At 66.9% G+C, this 15,224-nt stretch carries 13 protein-coding genes; 2 read left to right on the top strand and 11 right to left on the bottom strand.

Annotation, left to right across the window (positions count from 1 at the left end):
- Nucleotides 1–39: 39 nt before the first annotated feature.
- Nucleotides 40–2,700, bottom strand: a complete 2,661-nt coding sequence (locus tag ACZ50Q_RS00385) for a DNA topoisomerase III (protein WP_464080187.1) — start codon at nucleotides 2,698–2,700, stop codon at nucleotides 40–42.
- 62 nt (nucleotides 2,701–2,762) lie between these two features.
- On the opposite strand from ACZ50Q_RS00385, the gene ACZ50Q_RS00390 reads away from it, so the two are divergent.
- Nucleotides 2,763–5,387 (top strand): GDYXXLXY domain-containing protein, encoded by a 2,625-nt coding sequence (locus ACZ50Q_RS00390; protein ID WP_464080188.1) that lies wholly within the window; start codon nucleotides 2,763–2,765, stop codon nucleotides 5,385–5,387.
- A 75-nt stretch (nucleotides 5,388–5,462) separates the two neighbouring features.
- On the opposite strand, the gene gluQRS is transcribed toward ACZ50Q_RS00390, so the two are convergent.
- The 4 genes from gluQRS to ACZ50Q_RS00410 all read right to left on the bottom strand — a co-directional run bounded on the left by gluQRS (nucleotide 5,463) and on the right by ACZ50Q_RS00410 (nucleotide 10,352).
- Nucleotides 5,463–6,341 (bottom strand): tRNA glutamyl-Q(34) synthetase GluQRS, encoded by an 879-nt coding sequence (gene gluQRS / locus ACZ50Q_RS00395; protein ID WP_464080189.1) that lies wholly within the window; start codon nucleotides 6,339–6,341, stop codon nucleotides 5,463–5,465.
- Nucleotides 6,342–6,425: 84 nt separating this feature from the next.
- On the bottom strand, nucleotides 6,426–6,884 hold the full coding sequence (locus ACZ50Q_RS00400) for a Smg family protein (protein ID WP_076518142.1): 459 nt from the start codon (nucleotides 6,882–6,884) through the stop codon (nucleotides 6,426–6,428).
- Nucleotides 6,885–7,130: 246 nt separating this feature from the next.
- The gene (locus ACZ50Q_RS00405) at nucleotides 7,131–9,155 is read right to left on the bottom strand and encodes a TRAP transporter permease (RefSeq protein WP_464080190.1); all 2,025 of its coding nucleotides are present in this window, start codon (nucleotides 9,153–9,155) and stop codon (nucleotides 7,131–7,133) included.
- Between the two features lie 234 nt (nucleotides 9,156–9,389).
- Nucleotides 9,390–10,352: a TAXI family TRAP transporter solute-binding subunit gene (locus ACZ50Q_RS00410; protein WP_076518139.1), complete on the bottom strand. Its 963-nt coding sequence runs from the start codon at nucleotides 10,350–10,352 to the stop codon at nucleotides 9,390–9,392.
- 264 nt (nucleotides 10,353–10,616) lie between these two features.
- Between ACZ50Q_RS00410 and ACZ50Q_RS00415 the strand changes: the two genes are divergently transcribed.
- Nucleotides 10,617–11,756: a DSD1 family PLP-dependent enzyme gene (locus ACZ50Q_RS00415; RefSeq protein WP_464080191.1), complete on the top strand. Its 1,140-nt coding sequence runs from the start codon at nucleotides 10,617–10,619 to the stop codon at nucleotides 11,754–11,756.
- 79 nt (nucleotides 11,757–11,835) lie between these two features.
- Here ACZ50Q_RS00415 and ACZ50Q_RS00420 read toward each other — a convergent pair whose 3' ends face one another.
- From ACZ50Q_RS00420 to ACZ50Q_RS00445, 6 genes are all read right to left on the bottom strand, one after another.
- Complete coding sequence (locus ACZ50Q_RS00420) at nucleotides 11,836–11,964, bottom strand: entericidin A/B family lipoprotein (protein WP_076518136.1); 129 nt, start codon at nucleotides 11,962–11,964, stop codon at nucleotides 11,836–11,838.
- A gap of 58 nt (nucleotides 11,965–12,022) precedes the next feature.
- Entirely contained in the window at nucleotides 12,023–12,205 is a 183-nt protein-coding gene (locus tag ACZ50Q_RS00425; protein WP_076518134.1) for a CsbD family protein, read from the bottom strand.
- A gap of 146 nt (nucleotides 12,206–12,351) precedes the next feature.
- Nucleotides 12,352–13,083: an amino acid ABC transporter ATP-binding protein gene (locus ACZ50Q_RS00430; RefSeq protein WP_076518132.1), complete on the bottom strand. Its 732-nt coding sequence runs from the start codon at nucleotides 13,081–13,083 to the stop codon at nucleotides 12,352–12,354.
- Complete coding sequence (locus tag ACZ50Q_RS00435; protein ID WP_076518131.1) at nucleotides 13,064–13,720, bottom strand: amino acid ABC transporter permease; 657 nt, start codon at nucleotides 13,718–13,720, stop codon at nucleotides 13,064–13,066. Before ACZ50Q_RS00435 ends, ACZ50Q_RS00430 begins: the two co-directional genes overlap by 20 nt.
- Nucleotides 13,717–14,385 carry an amino acid ABC transporter permease gene (locus tag ACZ50Q_RS00440; RefSeq protein WP_076518129.1) on the bottom strand — a complete coding sequence of 223 codons (669 nt, stop codon included), beginning with the start codon at nucleotides 14,383–14,385 and terminating at the stop codon, nucleotides 13,717–13,719. The genes ACZ50Q_RS00435 and ACZ50Q_RS00440 overlap by 4 nt, the downstream gene beginning before the upstream one ends.
- 16 nt (nucleotides 14,386–14,401) lie before the next feature.
- Nucleotides 14,402–15,184 (bottom strand): transporter substrate-binding domain-containing protein, encoded by a 783-nt coding sequence (locus ACZ50Q_RS00445; protein ID WP_076518128.1) that lies wholly within the window; start codon nucleotides 15,182–15,184, stop codon nucleotides 14,402–14,404.
- Nucleotides 15,185–15,224 lie beyond the last annotated feature (40 nt).

Genomic DNA, 15,224 nt, shown 5'->3' on the forward strand with positions numbered 1-15,224 from the left:
GGCGTTGAGCATGGCGGCGAACGGGCCGCAGCAATCAGGCTAGGCCGCGGTCTTCTTGGGCGCGGCCTTTTTCACGGCCTTCTTGGCGGCGGTTTTCGTCGCCGTTTTGGTTGCCGTCTTGGTTGCGGTTTTGGTGGCTGTCTTGGTGGCCGTCTTCTTCACGGCCGCCTTCTTGGCCGGCGCTTTCTTCGCGGCGGTCTTGGTCGCGGTCTTTGCCGCCGTCTTGGCCGGCGCGCGGCCGGGCTTTTCAGGACGGGGCTCGAATTCGAAACCGATCTTGCCGTCGGGCTGGCGCACCAGGAAGGCCTTGAACTTGCGGTTCGTGCGGCTGGAGACAAAGCCGTCGAGCAGGTCGGTGCGGCCGTTGGTCAACAGCTTTTCCATCTGCTCGCGCGAGATTTCCTGCTGCAGGATGACCTTGCCCGACCGGAAATCGCAGGTCTTTTCGGGACCGACCGATTTTTCGCAGACGTAGCTCATGCCGTGCTCGAACACGCGCGACTGGCACTTCGGGCAGGCGCCGACCGGCGTGTGGCCGGAGAAGTCCACGGCTTCGCTGTCGTCCTCGTCGTTCTGGCCGAAGTCGAATTCCAGCTTGTACTCGTCGCTGATGCGCAGGATGGCGGCGAACGGCCGGCCCATCTTGCTGATGAAGCCCTGCAGCGGACCGATCTCGCGCTTGGCCAGCAGTTCCTCGACTTCCGGCAGCTCGAACGTGCGGCCGCCCGGATGCTTGCCGATGGAGAAGTCGCAGGCCGTGCAGGCGAAGCGGCGGTAGTTTTCCTTGACCACCGCGCCGCACTTGGGGCACGGCGTCTGCAGCGTGGCGTAGTCGCCCGGCACCGTGTCGCGCTCGTATTCCTTGGCGCGCTTGACGATCACCTGGGTCATTTGCGCGATCTCGCGCATGAAGGCCTCGCGGCCCAGGCCGCCCTGCTCGATCTGCTTGAGCTTGTGCTCCCATTCGCCGGTGAGTTCGGGCGAGGTCAGTTCGGCGACGTCCAGGCCCGACAGCAGCGTCATGAGCTGACGCGCCTTGGCGGTAGGCACCAGGTCGCGGCCTTCGCGACGCAGGTAGCTTTCGTTGAGCAGGCCTTCGATGATGGCCGCGCGCGTGGCCGGCGTGCCCAGGCCGCGCTCGGACATGGCTTCGCGCAGCTCTTCGTCGTCCACCAGCTTGCCGGCGCCTTCCATGGCCGACAGCAGCGTGCCTTCGTTGAAACGCGCGGGCGGCTTGGTCGACAGGCCGACGGCTTCGACTTCCTCGGTGCGCACGGTCTCGCCGTCTCCGACGGGCACGAGGTTGGCGTCCTCGCCCTGAGCTTCCTTGCCGTACACGGCGAGCCAGCCCGGGTTGACCAGCACCTTGCCGTCCGTGCGGAAGCGGTGTCCCTGCACTTCGGTCAGGCGGGTCGTGACGCGGTATTCCGCGGCGGGGAAGAACACCGCCAGGAAGCGCTTGAGCACCAGGTCGTAGAGCTTGGCCTCGGCTTCGCTCAGGTCGTGCGGGATCTGCAGCGTGGGGATGATGGCAAAGTGATCCGACACCTTCTTGTTGTCGAAGATGCGGCGGTTCGGCTTGACCCACTGCTGGCTGACGACGGTCTGCGCATGGCGCGACAGGCCGCCCACGGTGTTGGAGCCGCCTTGCGCCAGCGCGCGCATCGTTTCCTGCACCGTGGCGATGTAGTCCTCGGGCAGATAGCGCGAATCGGTACGCGGATACGTCAGCGCCTTGTGGCGTTCGTACAGGGTCTGCGCCAGCGCCAGCGTGGTCTTGGCCGAAAAGCCGAAGCGGCCGTTGGCCTCGCGCTGCAGCGACGTCAGGTCGTACAGGGCCGGCGACGCCTGGCTCGACGGCTTGGATTCCTCGGTCACGCTGCCGGGCTGTTCACGGCAGGCGGCCACCACGCTTTGCGCGGCGGCGGCCGACCACAGGCGCGATTCGCGCTTTTCGGGGTCGCGTTCGTCTTTCTTGAATTGCGGATCGATCCAGCGGCCTTCATAGAGGCCGGCGGCCGCGACGAAGGTGGCGCGCACTTCCCAGTAGTCGCGCGGCACGAAGCGGCGGATGCGTTCTTCGCGCTCGGCCACGATGGCCAGCGTGGGCGTCTGCACCCGGCCGACCGGCGTCTTGAAGAAGCCGCCGTCCTTGCTGTTGAAGGCGGTCATGGCGCGCGTGCCGTTGATGCCCACCAGCCAGTCGGCCTCGGCGCGCGACCGCGCGGCCGCTTCCAGGGGCTTGAGCTGCGAATCGTCGCGCAGGTTGGCAAAGGCTTCGCGGATGGCGGCCTGCGTCATCGACTGGAGCCACAGGCGCTGGATGGGCTTTTTCACGCCCGCGTACTGAATGATGTAGCGGAAGATCAGTTCGCCTTCGCGCCCCGCGTCACAGGCGTTGATGATGGCGTCCACGTCCTTGCGCTTGGCCAGGCGGACCAGCAGCTTGAGACGTTCGGCGGACTTCTTGTCGGTCGGGCCCAGTTCGAAGGCAGGCGGAATCACGGGCAGGTGCGTGAAGCTCCACTTCCCCTTGACCGGATCGTTGGGCGCGACCAAGCTGAGCAAATGGCCGATGCTGGAAGCGAGAACGTAACGTTCGCTTTCAAAATAGTCGCCCTCGCGCGCGAAGCCTCCCAAGGCGCGTGATATATCAAGGGCCACCGAGGGCTTCTCGGCAATAATCAGCGTTTTATTCATGTGTTTCCAGTGGCGGTAGTCCCGCCGTATCAGCGCGGATAATAAGATCGGAGATTCGCCAGATGCAAGTCGGCACTGAAAGGCAAGCGGGATCCGAACTGCACGCTTGGCGTCATTTTCTGGCGCAAAGCACCTTGTGGCTGGGCGTTTTGCTGCTGGGCAGCGCAGCGGTTTGCTGGGTTGCGGCGAACTGGCAGGACATGACAAAAATGCAGCGTTTCGCCGGCGCGCAAGGCCTTCTGGCCGTTAGCGCACTGGCCGCGGCGTGGTCCGGATTGCGCCTGCGCGCCCGGCCCGGCGTGCGCCGCAGCATACCTGGTGCGCTGCTGGCGTTGGCCGGCATCCTGCTCGGCGCCCTGCTTGCGCTGCTAGGCCAAACTTACCAGACCGGGGCCGACACCTGGGAACTGTTCGCGTGGTGGGCGGTGTTGCTGCTGCCCTGGGCGCTTGCCGCGGGCAGCCAGTCCGTGTGGCTGCTGTGGGCCCTGGTGCTGAATCTGGCGGCGGCGCTGTGGCTGGGCGAACGGGTGTTCACCTGGCTGATGATCTTCGGCGGGCCGGGCCTGCCCAGCCTTTTCATGGCCGGCCTGAACATGCTGCTGCTGTTTGGCTGGGAAATGGCCGCGCGCCGCTGGCGCGCGAGCACGTTCTTCGGGCCGCGCATCCTGGCCGCGATCGCCATCGGCGTGCTGGTGCTGGCCCTGATGTTCGGCGACGCCATCGTCGACGGGCTCGGTACCTACAACGGCATCGCCTGGGTGGCCGCCACCCTGGGACTGGGCCTGTACTATCAGCGCGGCAGGCGCGACCTCGTCATCCTGGCCATGCTGGCCGCCGGCGTCATCTGTGTGTCGCTGCGGGTGGTGGGCGAATGGCTGTGGCGGCTGGAGCCGGGCGTGTGGGCCGCGCTGCCGCTTGCCGCGCTGCTCATGGCCGAGGCCGTCGTGGCCGCGCGCTGGCTGCGCGGCCTGAGCAACGAACCGGCGGCCGCCCTGCCCGCCGCCGATGCCGAGCCTTCGGCCGCCTCGGCGGGCAATGCGGTGGACCCCGCCGATTCCAGCGCGCCGGTGGCGCAGCTTGCGCCGGCCGCTGTGCCGCGCGCGGAACCGCCCTGGTACGTGCAGTGCCTGCTGGGCCTGAGCGCCTGGCTTGCCACCTGGCTGCTGCTGGTCTTCGTTGCGTTCTCCGGCCTGATCAACTCCGAAGGCGGCGCCCTGGTGGCCGGACTGGTGCTGTGCGCGGGGGGCGTGGCGGTGCTGCGCAGCGAGGCCGGTCCCTTCTGGCGGCAGTGCGGCACGGCCATGGCCTTCGCGGGGCAGATCCTCATCATCTTCGGCCTCTCCAGTTCCACGTCATTCGGCAGCGCCAGCTTCTTCGTGCTGCTGATGGCGGCAGCGGTCTATGCGCTGGGTCCCGATGTGATCCTGCGCTTCCTGAGCGGCCTGCTGATCGCCCTGGCCAGCGCGGCCCTCATCTGGCGCGGGCTGGCGCCCGATCTCATGCATGAGGACCTGACCGACGCCTGGATCCACTTCGAGGCGGCCGGGGCCACCTTTCTGTGGCTGCCCATCGGTGTGATCGGCGCCTGGGCCACGGCGGTCATCATCACCGTCAGCCACCGCGTGGGCGCCCGGCGCGGCCATGCGCTGCAGCCGCTGGCCTGGGCCTTTCTGCTGTCGGTGCAGGGCATGGTCTGGCTGGCAAGCGGCGTTGCCGTCACCGAGCTGCCGGCCATCTGGCACCTTGCCCCGCGCACCGCCATCCTGATCGTCGCGGGCGCGCTGCTGCCGATGGCCGCCGCGCTGGCCGTGCTGTGGCCGCGCCGTCATCTCCTGACCAAAGGCGTCACCTGGGGCGTTCCGATCGGCCTGTTGCTGCTGGCGCTGTTCTGGCTGCCCAGTCCCGGCGTGGGATTCGCGCTGGCGTGGCTGCTGCTGGGCTTTGGCCTGAACCAGTCGCGCGTCATGATCTTCGGCGCCGCCAGCCTGCTGGTCTACCTGGGCGTCTATTACTACCAATTGGAGCTGCCGCTGCTGCAGAAGGCGCTGTGGCTGGGCGGCGCGGCGCTGCTGCTCTTCGTGCTGCGCGTCGCGGTGTGGCTGGTGCCGCGCCTGATGCGCACGCAGCAGCCGGCCCATGCCCGTCAGATGCCGCCCGTGTCCCGCGCGCTGCGCTGGCGCACGGCGGGCATCCTGGGGGGGCTTGCCCTGGTGCTCCTGGCGGCCAACCTCGGCATCTGGCAGCGGGAAAAGCTGCTGTCGTCCGGCAAGGTCGTCATCCTGGAACTGGTCCCGGTGGATCCGCGCTCGCTCATGCAGGGCGACTACATGGCCCTCAATTTTGCGGCGGGGCGCGAGGTGACGCGGCTGCGGCTCGGGGGAAAACAGGAAGACCCGGACACCGTCATGGGCTATGAGCCGGACGGCTATGTGATGCTGACGCCCGACGCGCGCGGCGTGGCGCAGGCGGTGCGCATCCAGCCCGAGGTTCATCCGCACGCGGAGACCGAAGTGCCGCTGCGCTACCGGGTGCGCGACAACGGCGTGCGCATCGTCACCAACGCGTACTTCTTCCCCGAAGGCCAGGCCGCGCGCTATGAGGTCGCCCGCTACGGCGAGCTTCGCGTGGCCGACGACGGGGAAGCCTTGCTGGTGAGGATGCTGGGCGCTGACCTGCAGCCCCTGTAGACGGGGCCGGCGCGGCCCGTTCGCGACATTGCGCCGGTACGCGCGCCCGCACGGGACTCGGCGCGGTCCGGCCGTTCAGCCCGGAAATCTCGCGGCCCAGCGCGCCGTGGCCTCTCGCAGGAACGGCGCAACGCCCGCGGCCGGCAGCGGGGCAAAGTCCAAGGCCCGCCAGGCGTCCTGCAAGGCCGCCAGCGGCGCGCTGACGTCGATGGCCGGGGCGCCATTCTGCTTGGACAGCTTGAGGCCGCTGGCGGGGTCGAGGATCAGCGGCACATGCAGGTAGCGCAGGGCAGGCAGGCCCAGCAGACGCCCCAGCACGCGCTGGCGCGCGGTGGATCTGAGCAGGTCCGCGCCGCGCACCACGTCCGTTACGCCCTGCGCGCCGTCGTCCACCACCACCGCCAGTTGATACGCCCATAATCCGTCCGCCCGCCGCAGCGCGAAGTCTCCGACCGCTTGCGCGACGTCCTGCTCCTGCGGCCCAAGCCAGCGGTCCTCGAAGCGTTCCACGCCGTCCGGCACCCGCAGCCGCCAGGCGCGGGCCTGCCGTCCTTGCGGCAGGCCGTGGCGGCAGGTGCCCGGATAGGGCCGCTCGCCGTCGGCGCCGGGCGCGGTCTGGCCGCGCAACGCCGAATCGGCGATTTCGCGTCGCGTGCAACCGCAGCCATAGATGAGCCCTTGCGCGGCCAGCGCGTCGAAAGCGGCCTGGTACGCGTCGCCCCGGCGGGACTGCCACATGATGTCGCCATCCCAGTCCAGGCCCAGCGCGTGCAGCTGGCCCATGATGACCTCTGCCGCGCCCGGCACCGTGCGCGGGGTATCGACGTCTTCGATCCGCAGCAGCCAGCGCCCGCCCTGGGCGCGCGCGTCCAGCCAGCTTGCCAGCGCGGTCGCCAGCGAACCCGCGTGCAGCGGGCCGCTGGGGCTGGGAGCGAAGCGGCCGACGTAATTCAATGGAATGGGTACATGGCTAAGCCCGCGCGGCCAAGCGCGCGGGGAGGAAATGCGGAAAGCAGCGCCCGGGCAGCCGGGGCGTGCTCAATGCAGCAGACGTCCGCCGTCTTCGTCGAGCAGCTCTTCCAGGACCAGATTGTCGATCTCGGCTTCCTGGCTCCAGAGAACCATGAGGGCGATGATCTTAATCTTGGAGAGCGGCACGGGCGTCTCCGGCGATGCCAGGCCCCGGTCGATGACGATTTCGCGCAGCGGCGCGGGCAGCACGCCAGCCGATTCCAGGAAGGCGATGAAGCCGATGGATTCGGTGCCGAGCTGCTGGTATTCGTTGTCGGTGTAGATCCGGGTGCCGGACGAGGGCGCTTGGGCCAGGTCGACGCACCGTTCGGTGGTCTCGGCAAGCCCGTACAGCCAACCGAGCGCGTCGTCGATGTCTTCGTGCTCGAATCCGGCGGCAGCAAGCCGCTTGGCGAGCACATCGGCAGCAGGACAGGCCTGGGGCGTGTAGTAATTCTCGAACAGATAGACCAGGATATCGAACATATGGCGCAGTTTGTGCCTGTTTGCACAGTCGGCCCGCATATCGGCAGACCAGCAAACATGAATTTTACTTTACGCCGATTTAATTTGCCGGGCAACCGGGCAAAAGGCGGAATGTTGTAGGACGTCACCTTGCCACAAAGCGGGCGCATTTTCCCGCCAAATGCTGACAAAATAGTCAATTCAGCAGACAGGGGCGGCACCGCAAGGGTGCGCCCCTTTTTTATCCCGCAGCGTGTAGCCGCGACCTCAGGCCGACTTCGGGGCGTTCTCCAGTTTGTGTTCCGCCAGTTGCCGGATGAACACCGGAATGCAGATCGCCAGACCGATCAGGCCGCTGAACAGTCCCGGCACAATCGACAGGAGCGCGCCCACGGTGCACAGCCACCGCTCCCAGCTTTTCATGGTCACCAGCATGTAGCGCGAGAAGGCGGCCGACAGCAGCACCAGGCCGATCATGCAGCCAAACAGGGTCACGAAGAAGTCGTACCACGTGAAGCCCTGCACCGAGATCAGCAGCGACGGCGAGAACACGAAGACGAACGGCACGATCAGCTTGGTGATGCCCAGCCTGAACGCCGTGTTGCCGGTCTTGAAGGGATCGCTGCCCGCCATGCCCGCCGCCGCGTAGGCCGCCAGCGCCACTGGAGGCGTGATGTCCGCGAGGATGCCGAAATAGAACACGAAGAAGTGCGCGGCGATGGGCTGCACCCCCAGCTGCACCAGCGTGGGCGCGGCAACGGCCACCATGATGAGGTAGTTGGCGGTGGTGGGAATGCCGCAACCCATCAGGATGCACACCAGGCCCGTCATGACGAGGGCGGCGATCAGCGTCAGCGTCTGCACGTTGGCCAGCGCGTCGGGAATCACCATGGCCGCGCCGCCGGCGATCGCCTGGGCCGCGGAAATCACGATGAAGGAAATCTTGAATCCCACGCCGGTCAGGGTCACCACGCCGATCACGATGCCGACCGTGCCGGCGGCCGCGCCCACGGCCAGGGCGTACTTCGCGCCCGTTTCGAAGGCCTCGTACAGGTCGCGCAGGCGCAGGCGCTGCGACGGGTTCAAGAGGCCCACCACGATGCAGCCCGTGATGCCGGCGAACGCGGCCAGATACGGCGTGCGTCCGCTGGCCAGCACGCCGATCAGCAGGGCAAGCGGGATCAGCGTCGGCCAGCGCATCTTGAAAGACTGCTTGAGCTTGGGCATTTCCTCGGGGGTCAGGCCGCGCAGGCCTTCACGCTTGGCCTCGAAATGCACCTGCATGAACATGCCGAAGAAATACAGGAACGCCGGGAAGATGCCCGCGATCGCGATCTGCTGGTAGGGGATGCCCAGGAACTCGATCATCAGGAAGGCTGCCGCGCCCATGATCGGGGGCGTGATCTGGCCGCCGGTGCTGCTGGCGGCTTCGACGCCCGCGGCGAAGTGCCGCGGATAACCGATGCGGATCATGGCGGGAATGGTCAGCGAGCCGACCGTGACGGCATTGGCCACCGACGAACCGGACAACATGCCGAACATGGCCGAGCCGAACACCGACACCTTGGCGGGGCCGCCGGCGTAGCGTCCCGCGATCGTGGAGGCCACATCCAGGAACAGCTGCCCCAGGCCGATGCGCGTCGCAAGCACCCCGAACAGCACGAAATGGAACACGTAGGTCGCCACCACGCCCACCGCCACCCCGTACACGCCCTGGCTCGTCAGGTACATGTGGTTGACGATCTGGGACCAGGTGTTGCCCGCATGCTGCAGCAGCCCGGGGAAGTACGGACCGAACATGGCATAGGCCATGAAGACCAGCGCGATGATGGGCAGCGGCCAACCCATGGCGCGGCGCGTGGCCTCCAGCAGGCCGATCAGCAGGATCGATCCCATGAAGACGTCGATGGGCAGCGGGTTGCCCACGCGAAACGCCAGGTCTTCGAAGATGTACGGGATGTACATCACCGACAGCGCCAGCGCGATGGCGATGATCCAGTCGTACAGCGGAATGCCGCCCGGCGCGTACCAGGTCGACTTGGGCTCGCGCTGGTAGTGCGATTTGGAAAAGCCGAACACCAGGAAGATCAGGCTCAGCACGAAAGCCAGGTGCACGCCGCGGTGCGTGGCTTCACGCAGCAGGCCGAATCCGGCGGTGTAGTAATGAAAGATCGAAAGCGTGACCAGCAGGCCCGACACGATCCAGGTGGCGGTCTTGTCCAGCGGCCGGAAGCGGATCTCCGAATCGTACTTCTCCGCCAGTTGCTGGGTTTTTTCGTGGTCGATTTGCATCGCGGTGATTCTCAAGATGACTCAACAAGCAGGGCCGCGCATCGGCGGCCCTGCTCAAAGGCGGCGCAAAAGCCAACGCCGCCACATAAAGACTTGCAACGATCCGCCCACCCACAAAAACAGCCAACACCCAAAAAGCACGTTGGCCGCCCAAGCCAGGCCGCGCGGATCCGGCTCCGCCGGTCCGCCACCGGCGCCCCCTGGGGGGAAGCGCCGCAGGCGCTCGGGGGGGGACTACTTCATTAGGCCGATTTCCTTGTAGAACTTCTCGGCGCCCGGGTGGAACGGGATGCCTGCGCCCTTGATGGCGTTTTCGCGCGTGATCAGCTTGCCCTTGGCGTGGCCGTTGTCCAGCGTCTTGCGCGTGGCGTCGCTGTACAGCGCCTTGGTCACGTCATACACGACCTGTTCCGGCAGCTTGGCCGACGTGACCATCTGTGCGTTGACCGAGATGGTCTTCACTTCACCGACGTTCTGGTAGGTGTTGGCGGCAATGGTGTCGGGCGTGAAGAACTCCTGCTTGGCGCGCAGGGCGTCGATCTCCGGGCCGACCAGCGGCACGATCTCGATGCCGGCGCCGCTGGACGCCAGTTCCGCGATGGCGCCGGCGGGGGCGCCGCCCACGAAGAAGAACGCGTCCAGGCCGCCGTCCTTGAGCTTGTCGCCAGCCTGGTTGGGCTTGAGGTATTCGGCCTTGATGTCCTTGTCAGTCATGCCATAGGCGCCCAGGATCAGGCGCACGTCGACCAGCGTGCCGGAGCCCGGCTCGTCCATGGATACGCGCTTGCCCTTCAGGTCGGCCACGCTCTTGATGCCCGCGCCCTTGCGCGTCACCAGGTGGATGCTTTCCGGATACAGGGTGGCGATCAGGCGCAGGTCCTGGGCCTTGGGCTTGCCTTCGAAGGTGCCCGTGCCGCTATAGGCCCAGTACGCCACGTCCGACTGCGTGAAGCCCGCTTCGAAGGAGCCGCCCAGGATGCCGTTGATGTTGGCCACCGAGCCGTTGGAGGCGACAGCGGTCGCCACGAGCTTGCCGGGCTGCGACACGGCGTTGGCGATGATGCCGCCGATGGGGTAGTACGTGCCGGCGGTGCCGCCCGTGCCGATGCGGAAGAACTGCTGGGCCTGCGCGGCGCCGGTGGCGCCCACGGCGGCGACCGCGACGGTCAGGGCGGTGATCCATTGCTTGAGTTTCATGCGTGCTTCTCCGGAATTTGTTGACAGGTCAATCGGGTGACGTGGTTCGTCTTGTCATCGCCGGCGCACCTGGCTGGCGCGCCGGAAATGGGCCTCCCCTTGGGGGCCGTTTTCATGATGAAATTCTGTCATGTAGGCCACTGGTAGCCAATGGTTACGGGGCTATCGTTTACCTGGGGGTGCATCGCCCGTTTGGTTATGGGTGGTCCCGCTTTGGTTATGCGTGCGTTACATCTCAAGCAGTCAGACTACGGAGTCATCAGGATGTCCCAGGAAGTCATACGCGGCATTGCGCTGCCCCCACCCGCGCAGCCGGGCGATCCGCTGGACCGCGTCGACACGCCCAGCCTGGTGCTGGACCTGGCCACGTTCGAGGCCAACCTGCGCGCCATGCAGGCCTGGGCCGACCGCCACGACGTGGCGCTGCGGCCGCATGCCAAGGCGCACAAGTGCCCGGAAATCGCGCTGCGCCAGCTTGCGCTGGGCGCGCGCGGCATCTGCTGCCAGAAGGTCAGCGAAGCCCTGCCCTTCGTCGCGGCGGGCGTGCGCGACATCCACATCAGCAATGAAGTCGTCGGCGCGGCCAAGCTGGCGCTGCTGGGGCAGCTTGCGCGCGTGGCCAAGATCAGCGTGTGCGTGGACAACGCGCAGAACCTGGCGCAGGTGTCGCAGGCGGTGACCCAGGCGGGCGCCCAGGTCGATGTGCTGGTCGAGGTGGACGTCGGCCAGGGCCGTTGCGGGGTGTCGGACGACGCCCTGGTGCTGGCGCTGGCGCAGCAGGCGCGCGACCTGCCGGGCGTGAACTTCGCGGGCCTGCAGGCCTATCACGGCTCGGTCCAGCACCTGCGCACGCGCGAAGAGCGCGCCCAGGTGTGCCGCCAGGCGGCCCGCATCGCGGCGTCCTACGCGCAACTGCTGCGTGAAAGCGGCATCGCGTGCGACACGATCACCGGCGGCGGCACCGGCAGCGTGGAGTTCGATGCGGCCAGCGGCGTCTACACCGAATTGCAGGCGGGCTCCTATGCCTTCATGGATGGCGACTACGGCGCCAACGAATGGGACGGCCCGCTGGCGTTCCAGAACAGCCTGTTCGTGCTGTCCACGGTCATGAGCGTGCCCGCGCCGGACCGGGTGATCCTGGATGCCGGCCTGAAGTCGACCACGGCGGAATGCGGGCCGCCCGCCATCTTTGGCGGGCCGGGCCTGACCTACACCGCCATCAACGACGAGCACGGCGTCGTGCGGGTCGAGCCGGGGGCGCAGGCGCCCGCGCTGGGGGCCGTGCTGCGCCTGGTGCCCTCGCACGTCGATCCGACCTTCAACCTGCATGACGGGCTGGTGGTCGTGCGCGACGGCGTGGTGGAGGACATCTGGGAGATCGCGGCGCGCGGCTTTTCGCGCTGAGGGGGCGCGTCCCCTTTTTACAGACGAGAAAAAGCCGGCGCGAATGCATCGCGCCGGCCTCGTGTGCAGCTGGCCGCGCCTACTTGGCCTGCTCCTGGATCTTCTCCCCGCCTCGTTCGATGTCTTTGCCGGCACCTTCCATCGTGTTGCAGCCGGCCGTCACGGCGGTGATCGCCAGCATCAGTGCAAGCCAAATTCGGTGGGTCATGTTCTTCTCCTTCGGGCGTTCATTGGACAGTGCGGTTCATGCCGACTGGCAGCCGCAATTACTTGTCCAGCAAGTCCCGTGCCTGATCCTTGGCCTCGCCCACATTCCGCTGCACCTTGCCCTCGGCTTTTTCCACTTTGCCCTCGGCCTCGGTGCGGGTGCTGCCCGTCACTTTGCCCGCGGTTTCCTTGATCGCGCCCTTGACTTCCTTGGCGGCGCCCTTGATGCGGTCCTTGTCCATGTCATCGCTCCTCAGGTCTCAGGTGGGGTGAACCCGCGCCGGGGAAACCCGAAGTCCGGCGGCGGACAACCTGAATATAGAAACCGCACCGCACCCGCGATAGAGCCATGCGCACCAGGACATGTGGTGCATTTTTACCTGCCGGCTTAAAGATTCGTCATTCCGAGGAATTGGCGCAATTCAGGCGTGGCGGGCGCGGTAAAGAGCGTTTCCGGGGGACCGATCTCATGAACCCGTCCCTGGTGCATGAACACCACGCGGTCGCAGACCTCGCGCGCAAACCGCATTTCGTGCGTCACCATCAACAGCGTCATCCCGTCGGCCGCCAGCTCGCGCACCACCGCCAGCACCTCGTTGACCAGCTCCGGGTCCAGCGCCGACGTGATTTCATCGCACAGCAGCGCCAGCGGCTGCATCGCCAGCGCGCGGGCGATTGCCACCCGCTGCTGCTGCCCGCCGGACAGCTCGTCCGGCCAGGCGTCGAACTTGTGGTCCAGCCCCACCCGGGTCAGCATGGCGCGGGCCATGTCCGCGGCCTCGCGCTCGGGCATGCGCTTGGCCACCATGGGCGACAGCATCACGTTGCGTCCCACGGTCAGGTGCGGAAACAGGTTGAACTGCTGGAAGATCATGCCGACCTTCAGCCGCAGCGCGCGCAGCCGCAGTTCGTCATTGCCCAGTTGCGCATCGGCCACCATGATCGCCCCGCCGTCGATCTGCTCCAGCCCGTTGATGCATCGCAACAGCGTGCTCTTGCCCGACCCGCTCTTGCCGATGATGGCGATGACCTCGCCGGGATCGACGCGCAGGGTCACCCCTTTCAGGACTTCGTTGTCGCCGAATTTCTTGCGGACGTCTTCAAGGGCGATGAGGGGCATGCAACTTCCTTTCCAGCCGGAGGCTAAGGCGCGACAGGGGCCAGCACAGCGCGAAGTAGATCAGCGCCGCGCAGGCATAGACGGTGAAGGGACTGAAGGTGGCGTTGGTGATCACCGTGGCCGCCTTCGACAGTTCGGTGAAGCCGATGATGGAGGTGAGCGCGGTGCTCTTGACGATCTGCACCGCAAAGCCCACGGTCGGCGCGACGGCGATGCGCAGCGCCTGCGGCAGCACCACGTAGCGCATCTGCTGGACATAGCCCAGCGCCAGGCTCGCCGACGCCTCCCACTGCCCCTTGGGCACGGCTTCTACGCAGCCGCGCCAGATCTCCGCCAGGAAAGCGCCCGACCACAACGTCAGCGCCGCTCCCGCGGCCAGCCACGGCGGCACCTCCACACCAATCAGCGACAGCCCGAAAAACGCCAGGAATAGCTGCATGAGCAGCGGCGTGCCCTGGAAGAGTTCGATATAGGCCCAGCTTGCGCGGCGCATCAGCGCCACGCGCGAGGTACGCATCATCAGGGCCAGCAATCCCATCAGCGCCCCGCCCGCAAAGGCCGCCAGCGACAGCACGATGGTCCAGCGCGCCGCCAGCAGCAGGTTGCGCACGATGTCCCAGGTAGAGAACTCGATCATCTTGCCGCCCTGCGGAAAAGGCGCCGGCCCGTCATGCGCAGCACCTGGCGCAACAGCACCGCCAGCGCCAGATAGATTCCGGTGGTCACGAAATAGACTTCGAACGCGCGGAAGTTGCGCGACTGGATGAAGTTCGCGGCAAACGTCAGGTCCTCCGCCGCGATCTGCGAACACACCGCCGACCCCAGCATCACGATGACGATCTGCGAGGACAGCGCGGGCCAGATGCGCATCAGCGCCGGCTTGAGCACGATGTGCCGGAACACCTGCAGGCGCGACAGCGCGAGGCTGGCGCCGGCCTCGTACTGCCCGCGCGGCGTGGCGTCGATCCCGGCGCGGATGATCTCGGCGCTGTAGGCGCCCAGGTTCAGCGCCATCGCCAGGCAGGCGGCCTGCATTTCCCCAAGCTGGATACCCAGCGACGGCAGGCCGAAGAACACGAAGAAAAGCTGGATCAGGAACGGCGTGTTCCGGATCAGCTCGATATAGGCGGTGACCGGCGCGCGCAGCCACACGGGGCCTTGCGTGCGCACCCATGCGCAGGCGATGCCGAGCGCCACGCCCGCCACCGCGCCGAACGCGATCAGTTCGATCGTCACGCCGATGCCTTTCAGCAGCACCGGCGTGTACTCGAACACCGAGGAAAAGTCGTACTGGTAAGCCATGACGGCCGCGCCCAGCCTACAGGTCCTTGGGCAGCGCTGCGCCCAGCCACTTCTGCGAGATCGTCGACAGCGAACCGTCGCGCTTGGCGGCGGCCAGGATGTCGTTCACGCGGGCGCGCAGCTTGGGCTCGTCCTTGTTCAGGCCGATGTAGCACGGCGAATTCTTGATCAGGAACTTCGTCTCCGGCTTCTTGGGCGGATTGCGCGCCAGGATGGCGGCGGCGACCACGTTGCCGGTCGCGATCAGCGGCACCTGGCCCGACAGGAAGGCGGTGATGGTGCCGTTGTTGTCCTCATACCGCTTGAGCGTGGCGGACTCGGGCGCGATCTTGGTCAGCTCGATGTCTTCCACCGCGCCGCGCGTGACGCCAATGGTCTTGCCCGCCAGGTCGGCGGCCGACGCCACCTTCAGGTCGGCCGGGCCGAACACGCCATTGAAAAACGGCGCGTAGGCGTCCGAGAAGTCGATGGCCTTCTCGCGCTCGGCGTTCTTGCCCAGGCTGGAGATCACCAGGTCCACCTTCTTGGTCTGCAGATAGGGGATCCGGTTGGCGCTGGTGACCGGCACCAGTTCCAGCTTCACGCCCAGCTGCTTGGCGATCAGCTGCGCGGTGTCGATGTCATAGCCCAGCGGCTTCATGTCGGCGCCCACCGAACCGAACGGCGGGAAATCCTGCGGCACGGCGATCTTGATCACGCCCGCCTTGACGATATCGTCCAGCGCGTCGGCGTGCGACAGGGGCGCGGCCAGGATGCTGGCGGCGGCGCAAAGGGACAGCAACAGGGTTCTGCGTTTCATGAGGAACTCTCCAGGGCCCACAATGCCCGGGCGGGCACTG

The sequence above is a fragment of the Achromobacter sp. T5-5 genome, assembly GCF_055397965.1.

Coding starts and splice junctions, on each gene's coding strand:
- ACZ50Q_RS00390 (WP_464080188.1), top strand. CDS start 2,763: ATGCAAGTCGGCACTGAAAGGCAAGCGGGATCCGAACTGCACGCTTGG.
- ACZ50Q_RS00410 (WP_076518139.1), bottom strand. CDS start 10,352: ATGAAACTCAAGCAATGGATCACCGCCCTGACCGTCGCGGTCGCCGCC.
- ACZ50Q_RS00435 (WP_076518131.1), bottom strand. CDS start 13,720: ATGATCGAGTTCTCTACCTGGGACATCGTGCGCAACCTGCTGCTGGCG.
- ACZ50Q_RS00440 (WP_076518129.1), bottom strand. CDS start 14,385: ATGGCTTACCAGTACGACTTTTCCTCGGTGTTCGAGTACACGCCGGTG.
- ACZ50Q_RS00420 (WP_076518136.1), bottom strand. CDS start 11,964: ATGACCCACCGAATTTGGCTTGCACTGATGCTGGCGATCACCGCCGTG.
- ACZ50Q_RS00405 (WP_464080190.1), bottom strand. CDS start 9,155: ATGCAAATCGACCACGAAAAAACCCAGCAACTGGCGGAGAAGTACGAT.
- ACZ50Q_RS00430 (WP_076518132.1), bottom strand. CDS start 13,083: ATGCCCCTCATCGCCCTTGAAGACGTCCGCAAGAAATTCGGCGACAAC.
- ACZ50Q_RS00415 (WP_464080191.1), top strand. CDS start 10,617: ATGTCCCAGGAAGTCATACGCGGCATTGCGCTGCCCCCACCCGCGCAG.
- ACZ50Q_RS00400 (WP_076518142.1), bottom strand. CDS start 6,884: ATGTTCGATATCCTGGTCTATCTGTTCGAGAATTACTACACGCCCCAG.
- ACZ50Q_RS00425 (WP_076518134.1), bottom strand. CDS start 12,205: ATGGACAAGGACCGCATCAAGGGCGCCGCCAAGGAAGTCAAGGGCGCG.
- ACZ50Q_RS00445 (WP_076518128.1), bottom strand. CDS start 15,184: ATGAAACGCAGAACCCTGTTGCTGTCCCTTTGCGCCGCCGCCAGCATC.
- ACZ50Q_RS00385 (WP_464080187.1), bottom strand. CDS start 2,700: ATGAATAAAACGCTGATTATTGCCGAGAAGCCCTCGGTGGCCCTTGAT.